Annotated in this window: 12 protein-coding genes; 7 read left to right on the forward strand and 5 right to left on the reverse strand. The window is 41.9% G+C overall.

The annotated features are described in order from the left end of the window. The first annotated feature begins 89 nt into the window (after nucleotides 1-89). Both nfuA and F907_RS12660 read left to right on the forward strand, forming a co-directional pair. A complete protein-coding gene (gene nfuA, locus F907_RS12665) occupies nucleotides 90-728 on the forward strand; it encodes a Fe-S biogenesis protein NfuA (protein WP_005243499.1) in 639 nt (212 codons plus the stop codon). 224 nt (nucleotides 729-952) lie between these two features. Next, nucleotides 953-2,962, forward strand: coding sequence for a ligand-gated channel protein (locus F907_RS12660; RefSeq protein WP_016651647.1), 2,010 nt, complete (start codon nucleotides 953-955; stop codon nucleotides 2,960-2,962). A gap of 34 nt (nucleotides 2,963-2,996) precedes the next feature. On the opposite strand, the gene F907_RS12655 is transcribed toward F907_RS12660, so the two are convergent. Together F907_RS12655 and F907_RS12650 are read right to left on the reverse strand one after the other, a co-directional pair. Then, nucleotides 2,997-4,001 carry a hypothetical protein gene (locus F907_RS12655; protein WP_016651648.1) on the reverse strand — a complete coding sequence of 335 codons (1,005 nt, stop codon included), beginning with the start codon at nucleotides 3,999-4,001 and terminating at the stop codon, nucleotides 2,997-2,999. Between the two features lie 25 nt (nucleotides 4,002-4,026). Next, on the reverse strand, nucleotides 4,027-5,043 hold the full coding sequence (locus F907_RS12650) for an alpha/beta fold hydrolase (RefSeq protein ID WP_016651649.1): 1,017 nt from the start codon (nucleotides 5,041-5,043) through the stop codon (nucleotides 4,027-4,029). 233 nt (nucleotides 5,044-5,276) lie between these two features. Between F907_RS12650 and F907_RS12645 the strand changes: the two genes are divergently transcribed. Together F907_RS12645 and F907_RS12640 are read left to right on the forward strand one after the other, a co-directional pair. Then, nucleotides 5,277-5,891 carry a carbonic anhydrase gene (locus F907_RS12645; protein WP_032861893.1) on the forward strand — a complete coding sequence of 205 codons (615 nt, stop codon included), beginning with the start codon at nucleotides 5,277-5,279 and terminating at the stop codon, nucleotides 5,889-5,891. 100 nt (nucleotides 5,892-5,991) lie between these two features. Continuing rightward, entirely contained in the window at nucleotides 5,992-6,432 is a 441-nt protein-coding gene (locus F907_RS12640; RefSeq protein WP_016651650.1) for an aminoglycoside N-acetyltransferase AAC(6')-Ij, read from the forward strand. A 25-nt stretch (nucleotides 6,433-6,457) separates the two neighbouring features. Here the strand turns inward: F907_RS12640 and F907_RS12635 are convergent, their stop codons facing one another. Further along, nucleotides 6,458-7,087, reverse strand: coding sequence for an arylesterase (locus F907_RS12635; protein WP_016651651.1), 630 nt, complete (start codon nucleotides 7,085-7,087; stop codon nucleotides 6,458-6,460). Nucleotides 7,088-7,123: 36 nt separating this feature from the next. Between F907_RS12635 and F907_RS12630 the strand changes: the two genes are divergently transcribed. Further along, nucleotides 7,124-7,828, forward strand: a complete 705-nt coding sequence (locus F907_RS12630) for an ABC transporter ATP-binding protein (RefSeq protein WP_016651652.1) — start codon at nucleotides 7,124-7,126, stop codon at nucleotides 7,826-7,828. Next, on the forward strand, nucleotides 7,825-10,308 hold the full coding sequence (locus F907_RS12625) for an ABC transporter permease (protein WP_016651653.1): 2,484 nt from the start codon (nucleotides 7,825-7,827) through the stop codon (nucleotides 10,306-10,308). The genes F907_RS12630 and F907_RS12625 overlap by 4 nt, the downstream gene beginning before the upstream one ends. A 92-nt stretch (nucleotides 10,309-10,400) precedes the next feature. Here the strand turns inward: F907_RS12625 and F907_RS12620 are convergent, their stop codons facing one another. Further along, on the reverse strand, nucleotides 10,401-10,826 hold the full coding sequence (locus F907_RS12620) for a VOC family protein (RefSeq protein ID WP_016651654.1): 426 nt from the start codon (nucleotides 10,824-10,826) through the stop codon (nucleotides 10,401-10,403). A 289-nt stretch (nucleotides 10,827-11,115) separates the two neighbouring features. Then, nucleotides 11,116-11,922, reverse strand: coding sequence for a rhomboid family intramembrane serine protease (locus F907_RS12615; protein WP_016651655.1), 807 nt, complete (start codon nucleotides 11,920-11,922; stop codon nucleotides 11,116-11,118). Between the two features lie 72 nt (nucleotides 11,923-11,994). Between F907_RS12615 and mtgA the strand changes: the two genes are divergently transcribed. Beyond that, nucleotides 11,995-12,669, forward strand: coding sequence for a monofunctional biosynthetic peptidoglycan transglycosylase (gene mtgA / locus F907_RS12610; RefSeq protein ID WP_016651656.1), 675 nt, complete (start codon nucleotides 11,995-11,997; stop codon nucleotides 12,667-12,669). The last annotated feature ends 11 nt before the right edge of the window (nucleotides 12,670-12,680 follow it).

The raw sequence follows: 12,680 nt of genomic DNA on the forward strand, positions 1-12,680 counted from the left end.
TGCATAGAATTCCTACAAAAATGGTTGATTTTTTTTAATTACCCTCCATCTTCGGTTAATATAACGACATCAGCTTGAGGATTATTGTTATGTCGACTGAGAACACCAACACTGCTGTCGCAGAAGAAATTCCAAACCTTTTAATTACTCCCTCTGCACAAGAGTATTTAGGTGATTTATTAGCAAAGCAAAATACACCAGGGATTGGCGTTCGTGTTTTTGTAGAGAATCCGGGTACTCCACGTGCTGAATGTTGTATGGCATATAGCGCACCTGAAGAAGTGGTGCCAACAGACTATAAACAGGATTATCCTAACTTTCCTGCTTATGTCGACGCGCCATCAATTCCGTATTTGGTTGATGCTGTGATTGACTACAACAAAGACCGTTTTGGTGGTCAATTAACGTTCCGCGCACCGAACTCAAAAGTGCCACGTGTTGGGCCAGATGCATCCATTGAAGAACGCATTACCTATGTGCTGCAATCTGAAATTAACCCAGGTTTAGCAGGGCATGGCGGTAACTGTAGTTTAGTTGAAGTACAGGATAGCCCAGAACATGGCCTGACCGCAGTACTGAAATTTGGTGGGGGTTGCCAAGGTTGTTCTGCGATTGATGTCACCTTAAAACAAGGTGTGGAAACAACGTTAAGACAACATGTGCCTGAGTTACAACGCGTAGTGGATCAAACCGATCATACGCAGGCCGAAGGCGCTTATTTCAAATAATTGCTTGAAAGTGACCGTAATAAAAAAAGCCTGTTTAAGGGCTTTTTTTATTTTTTGATCAAAATGGAGATCATTTTTCGTTATTTAATAAATAGATATGTGTAGAAATAATGAATATATAAATAATAATAATTATCATTTGTATTGAGTTTTATTTATTTTTTGTTAGAATCCTCATCAATTTTTAAGCAAATCTTAAGATTTTTCTGAATCGGGTGGGAAATATGTCCAATACAATCGTGCGTCAATCATTGCTTACCATTTCCGTGCTGAGTGGTATGATGACAATTGCACACGCAGCAGAAACTCAAACCAATAAAGATGCAGTGCAATTAGACAAGATCGTGGTAACGGCAAGTGGATTTGAGCAGGATATTAAAAAAGCGGCAGCCTCTATTTCAGTACTTACACAAGAACAAATCAACAAAAAAGCATATCGCGATGTAACAGATGCCTTGAAAGATGTGCCCGGGGTGGTGGTTACAGGAGGGGGAAGCTCAAGTGATATCAGTATCCGGGGTATGGGCAGTGCTTATACGGTGATTCTGGTGGATGGTAAAAAAGTAAATTCACGCTCGGTACGACCAAATAGTGATAACTCTGGGATTGAACAGGGCTGGTTACCGAATATTGGGGCGATTGAGCGTATTGAAGTGATTCGTGGACCAATGTCTGGTTTATATGGTTCAGATGCAATGGGTGGTGTGATTAATATCATCACCAAAAAGAATGTGACCGAGTGGACTGGCTCGATTAAGGTCGATACGACATTACAAGAAAACTCGGATTCAGGAAATCAATACCAGAGCAATGCATATATTGCAGGTCCATTAATTGCGAATCTTTTATCTTTTAAAGCCAATGGGCTGTATTCTCAACGTGATGAAGATGAAATTTATGGTGGATATAAGAAGCAGAAAATTCGTGCGGGTGGAGCAGCATTTAGCCTGACACCAAATGACGATCATACCCTTGATCTAGAATATCAACGTTCGATCCAAAATCGAAATGCGACAGTTGGGAAAAGTATTTCTCCAGTACAAACTGGACGAAACCCACCGGCAAATTCGTTAACTGACTATTATCGTACCGAATATAGCTTAACCCATCGTGGCAAGATTGCTGCAGTTGAAACACATTCTTATATTCAGCGTGAAGAAAATGAAAATCCATCTCGTAAGATGGAAGCGACCAATACCACCTTTAATACCATCAATAAAATTAATTTAGGGCGTAATAGCCTTAGCTTTGGTGGGTCATATTTAAAAGAAGAGTTAGATGACCAAGGCAACCAGTTAAGTGTGGGCGGGGTAAAGCCTATTTCGAATCTTGAACGTTATAGCTGGGCATTGTTTGCTGAAAATGCTTGGAACATTGTGGATGACTTTACTTTAACCACATCACTTCGTTTAGATAAAGATGAAAATTTTGGTGATCACTGGAGTCCGAAAGTCTATGGGGTTTGGGGGTTCAATGATAACTGGGTGATTAAAGGTGGTGTTTCTACGGGGTATAAAACACCAACATTACGGGAAACTGTGGCGGCATGGGGACAAGCAACCGGTGGTAGTCAAAGCAATGGTGTGATCGTAGGGAACCCAAACTTAAAACCAGAAAAAAGTGTCAACTATGAGGTTTCTTTCAATTGGGATAATCTAGATAATCTCAACGCTAGCTTGACGCTTTTCAATAGTGAGTTTAAAGACAAAATCACAGAGATACGTGATTGTGATAAAGGTGCAGGCTCTGCTGGCTGTGATTGGCTGGGTGAAAAATTTGATTTTGTGAGCTTGAAGGAAAATGTCGATAAAGCCAATATGCGTGGTGCGGAAGCAACCTTTGGCTGGCAAGTCTTACCAAATGTCAACTTGAGTGCCAATTATACCTTCACCGATACCGAGCAAAAAAGTGGTATCAACAAAGGCAAGCCTTTAAATGAAATGCCAAAGCATATGTTCAATACGACTGCGGACTGGGAGATTAATGACCAGTTCTCAAGTTGGGGCCGTGTTAACTACCGCAGTAAAACTTCGGATTATTTAAGCCGTACTGCAATGGCGAAAGGCAAACCTGCCTATACCATGGTGGATGTCGGGTTAAACTATAAGCCAACACAAAATATCGCAGTTGCAGCAGGGATCTATAATCTATTTGATAAAGAAATTGATACAGCAACCTACAACTATGTCCTAGATGGCCGCCGTTACAATCTTGGCGTGACATATAGTTTCTAAGTCGCAGCAGCAAAAGGATAGGGCAGAAAATGCCTTATCCTTGTTTATTTAAAATTTGATTGACTGGTTCAGAATAATAAAATTTCTCTAAATAAGCACGCGCACGCTGTCTTAAATAACCCGTGCTAATCACTTGCTGTAAAACAGGGCTGAGCAAATGACTGAGCTCATTTTCAATCAACGCTTCGTCGATATTCAGATCACGTAGTAAAAGATCAAAGCTACGTTCCTGATTACGGGCATACCATGCATAGACGCCATCATGGACTTGTTGCTTCAGGTAAGGGGTTTGACGAATATGTTCCCAAATCTCATGTCCCATGCCCACGGTTTGAGGCAGGTCTTGGACTTCGACATAATTTTTCAATACAGATAAAGGCATCACTTTGATTTTATGCCAGAGATTGGCCTGAAAATGATATAGCTTGTCATCATTGAAGTGCTGGTTTAATACCTTTTCACTCATTTGGCTGATTTTTTGAATATTCTTTTGTAAGTAGTTTCCGATCGCTTCATTTAGATTTGAATCGGTCACGGTTTCTAAAACTGATTTCCCCATTTTCATAAAATGTCCCACACCCGGCACACGTTTAGACATGGAATTATCCAGATAGTCTTGAATAGAGTGTTGAATCAGTTGGGTGATCAGCGCAGAAAAAGCAGGATTATTGACGACGGTTTTAATCAGGCGTTGGCGATGTCCACTTTTGCTGGCTACGTATTGCGCAATCGAATCAATGGTGAGGACTGGAATCACATCTTCAATACGAGTTTGATCATTGATGGGATGAATCAAGGCAAAACGGATATGTTCAGCAATTTGTTCGACTAAGAATGAACTGGCAGGTGTAGCTAAAATCTGCTTTTCAATCAGGCCAAAGATTTGTTCAAATGACCACAGATGTCCTAACTGTTGTAAGCGCAACCAATGATAGAACTGCTTAAACTCATGTTGAATGGTTTCTGCTTGTGCAAACTCATGCTCTAAAAAGTCAAGTTGTGCATCAATCAGTTGTTCTATCATTGGCTGTTTAGACATAAAATCTCAAATCGTTACGGTAAATTTAGGGTGAAGAAGAGGTTGCTGGCTTTTGTACCTGAATCTTGCTTAAAAAGGGAAGGTATTGCTGTACCACCAATTGATCTGCTTCCAAGATCGGCATATGACCTACATTGTCCAAGATCACTGGTGTTTGGGCATTCTTCAGTAGGGATTTTAACTCAGGCGCTACTTCAACATTAATAATCTTATCTTGTTTGCCCCATAGGATCAGGGTCGGCGCATCAATTGAGCGAGCCAGTAAGGCAAATGAATCTGGTGTATACAGCTTATTCAAAGCAATGATTTGGTCGACCATTTTCTTGGTTTGTTCAACTTGACCAATCATCATTTTCTCTTGTGCTTGTGCAATTTCCTTTGGAATAAACGGTGGTGTAAACATGGCTTGTTGCATTAAGAAGTTAAAGTCACCTTTCTTACTCACAATCATGTTTTTTACTTGGGTTGGGTCTTTAAGATAAGGCGTGTTAGCAGATTTATAGACCCCCGCAGCATCAATCAAGAACAGGCTTTTGGTTTCAAATGGGTATTGGCCTGCATATAACATGGCAATTGAACCACCTAATGAATGACCTGCAACATGAGCTGGTCCTGTCAGATTGGCTGCTTCGACAAAACGACGTAATTTTTCAGTTACGTTAGGTACTGAGTAGTCAAAATCTTTGGGAACCTGTGTTTCACCGCTGGCAGGTAGGTCTGGGATGACGACATGGTAGTTTGCAGTTAAGGCACGTGCAACACGATTCCAATTGTCTCGACTGCCAGCCAAGCCATGAATTAAAATGACAATTGGTTTACCAACTTGACCGCCTTCACTATAAGACCAGGTGATATCGCCTACCTTTAAGGTCTTGCTTTGTAAGCCAGCCCAACTACGTTCTTGTTGGAGCAGGTTTTGGAAACTCATCTCAATTTCCGCAGCCTGTGTGGTGCTGATCGCGATTGTGGTCAAACTGCATGCCAGTAAAGCCGCAGTTAATGTCCTGCGAAAGGGCATTGCAAACTGGTTTTTTGTGTTCATTGCTCTATCCTTGATCTATTTTTACATTCATTGATTATTGGGGAAAGTGCGAAAGGAGTCATTTGCATAATCTACAGCTGTATGGAAATTCTTGCCAATGAAATCATCATTTTTCCGTTATTTTCCTGATTAAAAGATTAGCAAGTGTTCTGAGAGTTTTTATTTTTGTCAGTGACTTTCAAACAGGTGCACATTAAACTGTCCGCTCAGGTCAATTATAAATGGATACACGCATGCTCACCGCACAAGAAGCATTAGATCGTTTAAAAGCTGGTAATGCCCGTTTTGTAAAAGGAGAGGCAGTTCAACAAAGATTATTGTCTCATCAGGAACGTGCCGAAATGGCAAGTGATCAAAATCCTTTTGCCATTGTTTTAGGGTGTTCTGACTCACGTGTACCTGCTGAAATGGTGTTTGACCAAGGTTTAGGTGACTTGTTTGTAATTCGTGTTGCGGGGAATATTGTTGCACCTTCACAGGTGGGTAGCGTTGAGTTTGCGGCAGAGCGCTATGATTGTGCAGTTGTGGTGGTTTTAGGTCATAGTCATTGTGGGGCAATTCAAGCGACCATTGATACCTTGATGCATCCAGAGCAACCACCATCGTCAAATTTGATGTCGATCGTGAATCGTGTGCGTCCTTCGGTTGAAATCTTGATGCAAACCGAATTGAAAAACGATTTGAAAAAACTCTCGGCCCATGCAGTTCGTTCCAATGTATTTGCCTCAGTGAATCAACTACGTCACGGTTCTGCTGTGTTAGAAAGTTTAATTGAGAAAGGCAAAATGATCGTGGTCGGAGCTGAATATTCGCTAGAAACGGGCGAAGTTAGTTTCTTCGATTTTTAAAGCAGATGGCGAGTTGAGAAACTCGCCATAATTTTATGATTAATGTTTTATATCCTTCATTGATAAAATTTGGATGTTTCAACCAAAAGAGCATTTCGCAATGAATATTATGCCTGTATCTGAATCCCTGATGGCAGATTGGTTAGGATTGAGAAAACTGCTCTGGCCTGATCATGACGAGGCACATTTACAGGAAATGCAGCGGCTACTTCAACAGACACAAAGCTTACAGCTACTCGCATATTCAGATACTCAACAAGCGATTGCCATGCTAGAAGCATCGATTCGATATGAATATGTAAATGGCACGCAAACTTCACCAGTTGCATTTCTTGAAGGGATTTATGTCCTTCCTGATTATCGGCGTTCAGGCATCGCAACACATCTGGTTCAACAAGTAGAAGCGTGGGCAAAACCGTTTGGATGTATTGAATTTGCCTCGGATGCAGCCCTCGATAATCGTATTAGCCATGCGATGCATCAGGCGCTTGGTTTTCATGAAACTGAACGTGTGGTTTATTTCAAGAAACACATTGGCTGACACGCGCTAATAATCAATGCTTGATTTATAAAGCGCCTTTAATATAAGGGTAAGCTAAATTTAACATCATGGGTTGCGCTTTGGCATTGGGATGAATTTGATCATTTTGAATTAAATTCTTATGCCCAGCGATGCCTTCTAAGAAGAAGGGCAACAGCTTTACTTTATATTGTTGGCTAACCACTTTGTAATTATTTTCAAAAGCAGTGTTATAGGCAGTTCCATAGTTCGGCGGAATTTTCATACCAAACAATAAAACATTGGCCTTCTGTTTTTGGCTAAGCTGTATCAATTGTGCAAGGTTTTTTTGAATCATTTGTGGCGGTTGGCCCCGTAAGCCATCATTTCCTCCAAGCTCAATCACGACGACTTCTGGCTTATAGGTTTGTAACAGTTTCGGAAGTCTTGCCAATGCACCGCTGGTGGTTTCACCACTGACACTTGCATTGACCACTTTGTGCTGTTTCGGATACTGTTGGTCTAAGCGTTGTTGTAATAACTGAACCCAGCCTTGCTTTACATCAATGCCATAACCTGCGCTGAGGCTATCACCCAAAATTAAAATAGTCTTTGCTGAAACCCATGTTGGGGTCAAACAAATTGTGATGATCCCAATTGCTTTTGATACTGACCAGATAACTTTAGATTTTTGCATCGCATTTCAAATTTGTCCTAAAGGATACGTGACATCATGCCACAACCGATTATCTCTGCCCAAAAAGTTACACAAAATATTCAAATCAATCAGCAAAGTCTCAGCATTTTAAAAGACATTGATTTAGACATTTATCAAGGTGAACAGATTGCCATTACAGGTCGATCAGGTTCAGGAAAATCAACCTTATTGGGCATTCTTGCGACACTGGATCGACCAAGTCTGGGCGAATTATGGGTGTGTGGGGAGGCTGTGCATACTTTAACGGAAGAACAACGGGCCCGTGTTCGTTTAGAAAATATTGGCTTTGTATTTCAGTCTTTCCAACTGTTACCCCAGTTAAGCGCATTGGAAAATGTGATGCTGCCACTACGCTTGCAGCCTGATTTTAATTTCAAGCAGGCGGAACAAAAAGCCTTGCTATGGCTGGAACGGGTGGGCCTGATTCGACAAGCACAGCAAACACCGAAAGTACTTTCTGGGGGGGAGCAACAACGTGTTGCAATTGCACGTGCCTTGATTGCGGAGCCGAAAATCATTTTTGCTGATGAGCCGACAGGCAATCTGGATGGACAAACTGCGGAAGAGGTCGAGCAACTGTTATTTGATTTAAATCAGGAATTAGGGACGACCTTAGTCCTGGTCACTCATGATCAAAACTTGGCTGCACTTTGCCAACGGCATGTCAAACTGGTTGATGGTCAAATTCAGGAAATCGTCAAGCAGCCGGAGGGGATATGAGTTCAGTGCTGAAACCTTTACTGCTGCAAAGTTTTCGTACAGGTGGTTTATATCTCCTGATTATTGCGCTGTCTTTGGCAATCAGTGCAACCACTGCACTTAAGTTCAGTAATACCCAAGTGCAAAATGCTGTTGCGTTACAAGCAGCTGAAATGTTGGGTGCAGATTTGGTTCTATCTGATAAGGAGCCCATTCAACCCATTTGGCTGCAACAGGCAGATAAGCTGAAGTTACAACATGCAGCAGTGACTGTATTTAGTTCGATGGCACATAACCAAGATCAGTTTGTGATGGTCAATGTCAAAGCGGTGGATGATCATTTCCCATTACGTGGCCAATTACAGATTCAACCCAATGCAGGAACGATACAGCCAGGTCAGGTTTGGCTAAGCCCGCGGGCGATGGATCTCTTGCAGACCAAACTAGGTGAGCCGCTTGCGATCGCAGATGGTCAGTTTAAGGTTACAGGCATTATTGAGCGTGACTCCAATCAGGAAATGGGTTTCTCTGGTTTTTCTCCTACAGTGATTATTCATCAGGCTGATATCGCCAAAACCAATGCTGTTCAGGTCGGGAGTCGAATTGAGTATCGACTGCTCCTTGCTGGAGAGCCAAAGCAGACCCAAGCCTTTAAAAAAGCTTTTCAGCAATCTCAAAAGCTTGAACAGGAGATTGATCAGCCAGCAGATCAACAGCTGGAGAGTGAGCAGGGTTCGCTGAAACTTAGAGATGCCAGCCAATCCAATAGCCGTTTGATGAAACCGATCGAAAATTTGGATACCTTTTTACAGCTTGCCAATTTATTGACCATTTTGCTTTGTGGTATCGCGATTGCCTTAACCAGTCAGCGTTATGTGCAACAGAATCAGGATCATATTGCGTTGATGCGTTGTTTAGGTGCGAGTAAGCGACAAATTTTATGGGCGTATATTGCCTTGCTTGGCATCGTCAGTGCCTTGTCGATTGTACTGGGGAGTTTGATTGGAATTGCGTTGGGCTATGGTTTGCTACAATTGATGTTGCAACTGATTCCACAGCTGCAATTGAGCTTTGCACTGGCTGATTTGCTTTATGCTTTACCGATTGCAATTTTTACCAGTGTGATGGTACTGATTGGCTTTATTTTGCCGAGCATTTGGGAGTTGTTAAATACGCCTCCGATTCGGGTGATTCGCCAACAGGAGCGTTCACGTAAGTCTTATCTGGCAATGTTCGCAATTGGTATTGTCAGCTTAATTCTGTTTAGTTTGGTGCTGAGTGATAACCTACAGTTGAGTTTGTTGGTACTCAGCGCAATCTTACTGCTTTGCGCGATAATGTATGTGGTGATTTGGCTGCTACTCAAGGCGATTAAACAACTGAAACATCCTCTTGCTGCCTATGTAAGGATTCCACATCAAACTGCTTTGCAGGTCACAGCATTGGCTTTAGGCTTGAGCTTGATTACAGTCTTGAGTGTGCTAAGAACTGACCTATTACAGCGATGGCAACAACAATTGCCAGTGGGGACGCCGAATCAATTTGTTTATGGTCTGCCACCATTTGATATGCCGCAGTTTAAACAGCAAATTGAGCAAAATGGTTGGCAGTCAACGCCACTTTATCCGAATATTCGTGGGCGTTTGGTTGCTAAAAATGGTCACGCCTTTGCACCTGAACTGGTCAAGCAAAACAATTCATTGCGCCGTGAATTGAATTTGACTCAAACAGATCATTATCCTAAAGACAATGTGATTACCCAAGGCGTTGCCAAATTTAGCAAAATAGGGCAAGTGTCAGTCGAGCAAAAAACCGCACAGGAGCTTGGCATTCAAATTGGGGATCAACTCAGTTTTAGTTTGCCAGAAGGAACATTAGAAGCAACGGTAGTGAATTTACGTTCGGTTGAATGGGAGAGCTTTAGTCCGAATTTTTTCTTTATCTTCTCTCCTAAAACCATGGATGAAAATGCAGGAAGTTATTTGGGCAGTTTTTACCTGCCACCTGCTGACCAGCCGAAAATGGTGCAATTGATTCAACAGTTTTCTAATACAGTATTTATTGATGTGGGGCGGGTGCTGGATGAAATTAAACGCTTGGTGAATGTGCTGGTACAGATCATAACGGTACTGGCGGCCTTAGTCGGCTTCTCTGGCGTATTGGTACTGATTGCATGTCTGAATGTGCTGATGGATGAACGCCGTAAAGAGGTTGCCTTACTACGTTCATTTGGCGTTGCCAAGAATAAGTTAAAACGTATGCTCAGTCTGGAGATTGGTTTTATTGGCCTGTTGGCAGGTGTGGTGGCGTGTTTATTCGCCGAAGTGATTAGTGCGATTGCCAGTCACAGGATGCAAATGGCAGTGCAATGGCATCCTGAGATTTGGCTGATCTTACCGCTGAGCATGATGATCATTTGTACCTTGATTGGTCGTTATCGCCTGAGCTATTTATGCGATATTCCACCTTTACAAAGTCTAAGAGAAATCAATCAGTCTTAGAGGCTTAACTACTTTTGGCACAGGATCTATGCCTTAACGGATCGAATCCTGTGCTAGTGTAATGAGGAGTGATCATACGATCACTGTAAAGATTAATCCTCTAAGGGGATGAGCTGCGGATTCCAGACAATTTCCCATAGATGCCCATTGGGATCGGTAAAATGTCCAGCATAACCGCCATAAAATGTACTTTGAGCTTCTTTGATGATGGTAGCCCCAGCTTCTTTTGCGTGCTGCATGATCTCATCAACTTCATTCTTGTGAATAACATTATGTCCAATCGACATGGCAGTTGAACTGATAGGATGTTTGATTAATCCTGCATCCCGAGCGAGATCATCTTGTGCAAAGATTGCAAGCTTGAGTCCATTTTGAAGATCAAAGAAGGCGACAGCGCCATGTTCAAACTCTCGTCCAATAATGCCTTCAGTTGGAAATCCAAGACCATCACGATAAAAAATAAGAGATTGTTCTAGGTCGATAACACCAAGTGTTAAAACAGAAATTCGTGGTTTCATATCTATATCCCTTTTGATTTCATAGATACACTTACACAGCGTAAGTGTATTATTCGTCATGGGCCGTTCATGCAATAACGGAAGAACTCGTATTGACGAGGGAATGGGCCAACCTTCCCAAACCTAATCTGTTTTAGACTCAATCAGCATAATCAGCGGTGAAAATTCAGTCAATAAGAACTGTGTGTTCATGTATTTTATGGGGCTCAACGCAGCGCATTCCGTGATGAATTCCTGCATCTATCATTGTAATTTCTGCTCTACAAAGCCGAAGAGAAATCCATCAGTCTTAGAATGTTGACTGGTTCTGGCGCAAGATTTCATGCCATAAAGGATTGAGTCCTGAGCTTAAAGCCGTGCAATACCAATAAAATGCAGCAAGTAAAATAAATCCAATCATTAAAGCCATGATTTGGAATACAGCTTTATTGTGCATTTTTTGGCTGAAATACCATGTTGCTGCCAGTAAAGCACCCATCAGCATGCCACCGATATGTGCGGCGTTATTAATACCTGAAACGGTAAAACCAAAGACTAGGTTAATCCCCATAATCATCAGTAATGATTTTTTATCGAGCCAGAAACGTTGCTGTGGTAAAGGCGGAAATAAAGACACTACGGTGAGTGCTGCACCGAGACCCATCACTGCACCTGATGCACCTGCACTGATACGTGGTAAGAGATTTGGATCAAAGTGCTGCAACAGTTCATAGCCATCACGAATGCTTAAATAGCTCGATAGGACACTGCCCATTAAACCTGCAAGAAAATACAGTGCAACATAATAACTTCGTCCAAACAGTTGTTCTGCAATACTGCCAAAGATATACAGCGCCCACATATTCAGCATCAAATGAATCATGCCAAAATGAAAAAACATACTGCTGAATAAGCGTTCTGGCTCACCCGTAAAGGTTAGTGGAGTAAAATCTGCACCCCAGGCAATTGCATCTACTGGGGCAGGGTCGGTAATATTCACCCCTGAAAGAATTTGCCAACCAAATAATCCGACATTGACTGCAATCAGTAGCGCAGTAAACCACCAGGTTTGTATTTGCAATTTTTGATTGATTTGTGGTGGAGTCGTTTCAGTCATATGTTTAGGCTAGTTATTGATATATAAAATAGCTTAGCATGAATTTGTTGCACGATGGAGTGATGCCGTTTAATGAAAGCCTTTTTAGCACGCTTAGTAATGTTGGTTATTGGCGTCATTCTTCTGATCCAGCTGTGGATTTTTAGTAGTTTGCTTTGGTGGCGTACCCACCCTGTTGAAACCACGATGTTTATGCGTTGGGACTATTTAACCGACTTTAAACCGATTAAACAGGAATGGCGTGATTACGATAATATTAGTGATAATTTCAAGCGTGCTATTTTAGCGGGCGAAGATGCCAAGTTTATCCATCATCATGGTTTTGACTGGGCGGGAATTCAATTTGCATTAGAACGAAATAGTGAAAAAGGTGAACTGGTTGCAGGCGGTTCAACAGTTTCACAACAACTTGCAAAAAACCTGTTTTTGTATAATGAGCGTTCATTTATCCGAAAGGGACAAGAAGCAGTTGCAACGTGGATGATGGAGCGGATGTGGTCAAAACGCCGTATTTTAGAAGTGTATATGAACTCGGTTGAATTTGGCCAAAATATCTATGGCGTTGAGGCCGCAGCCCAATTTTATTATGGCAAAAGTTCGAAAAGTCTAAGTCGGGAGCAGGCAGCTTTCTTGGCGGCTTTACTACCAAATCCAAAGTACTATCAAGACAATCGCAATGATCGTAAGCTGCAGTACCGTAAACGTGTCATTCTAAAATATATGGATGCAATACAACTTCCACAATAATTTGCTGAATT

The sequence above is a fragment of the Acinetobacter colistiniresistens genome, from assembly GCF_000413935.1.
In the GTDB taxonomy this organism is placed as follows: domain Bacteria; phylum Pseudomonadota; class Gammaproteobacteria; order Pseudomonadales; family Moraxellaceae; genus Acinetobacter; species Acinetobacter colistiniresistens.

What these genes read in the sequence shown, in the direction of transcription:
- F907_RS12615 (WP_016651655.1), bottom strand. Translation starts at nt 11,922, where the DNA reads ATGACTGAAACGACTCCACCACAAATCAATCAAAAATTGCAAATACAA.
- F907_RS12630 (WP_016651652.1), top strand. Translation starts at nt 7,124, where the DNA reads ATGCCACAACCGATTATCTCTGCCCAAAAAGTTACACAAAATATTCAA.
- F907_RS12650 (WP_016651649.1), bottom strand. Translation starts at nt 5,043, where the DNA reads ATGAACACAAAAAACCAGTTTGCAATGCCCTTTCGCAGGACATTAACT.
- F907_RS12640 (WP_016651650.1), top strand. Translation starts at nt 5,992, where the DNA reads ATGAATATTATGCCTGTATCTGAATCCCTGATGGCAGATTGGTTAGGA.
- F907_RS12655 (WP_016651648.1), bottom strand. Translation starts at nt 4,001, where the DNA reads ATGTCTAAACAGCCAATGATAGAACAACTGATTGATGCACAACTTGAC.
- F907_RS12620 (WP_016651654.1), bottom strand. Translation starts at nt 10,826, where the DNA reads ATGAAACCACGAATTTCTGTTTTAACACTTGGTGTTATCGACCTAGAA.
- F907_RS12635 (WP_016651651.1), bottom strand. Translation starts at nt 7,087, where the DNA reads ATGCAAAAATCTAAAGTTATCTGGTCAGTATCAAAAGCAATTGGGATC.
- F907_RS12645 (WP_032861893.1), top strand. Translation starts at nt 5,277, where the DNA reads ATGCTCACCGCACAAGAAGCATTAGATCGTTTAAAAGCTGGTAATGCC.
- mtgA (WP_016651656.1), top strand. Translation starts at nt 11,995, where the DNA reads ATGAAAGCCTTTTTAGCACGCTTAGTAATGTTGGTTATTGGCGTCATT.
- nfuA (WP_005243499.1), top strand. Translation starts at nt 90, where the DNA reads ATGTCGACTGAGAACACCAACACTGCTGTCGCAGAAGAAATTCCAAAC.
- F907_RS12660 (WP_016651647.1), top strand. Translation starts at nt 953, where the DNA reads ATGTCCAATACAATCGTGCGTCAATCATTGCTTACCATTTCCGTGCTG.
- F907_RS12625 (WP_016651653.1), top strand. Translation starts at nt 7,825, where the DNA reads ATGAGTTCAGTGCTGAAACCTTTACTGCTGCAAAGTTTTCGTACAGGT.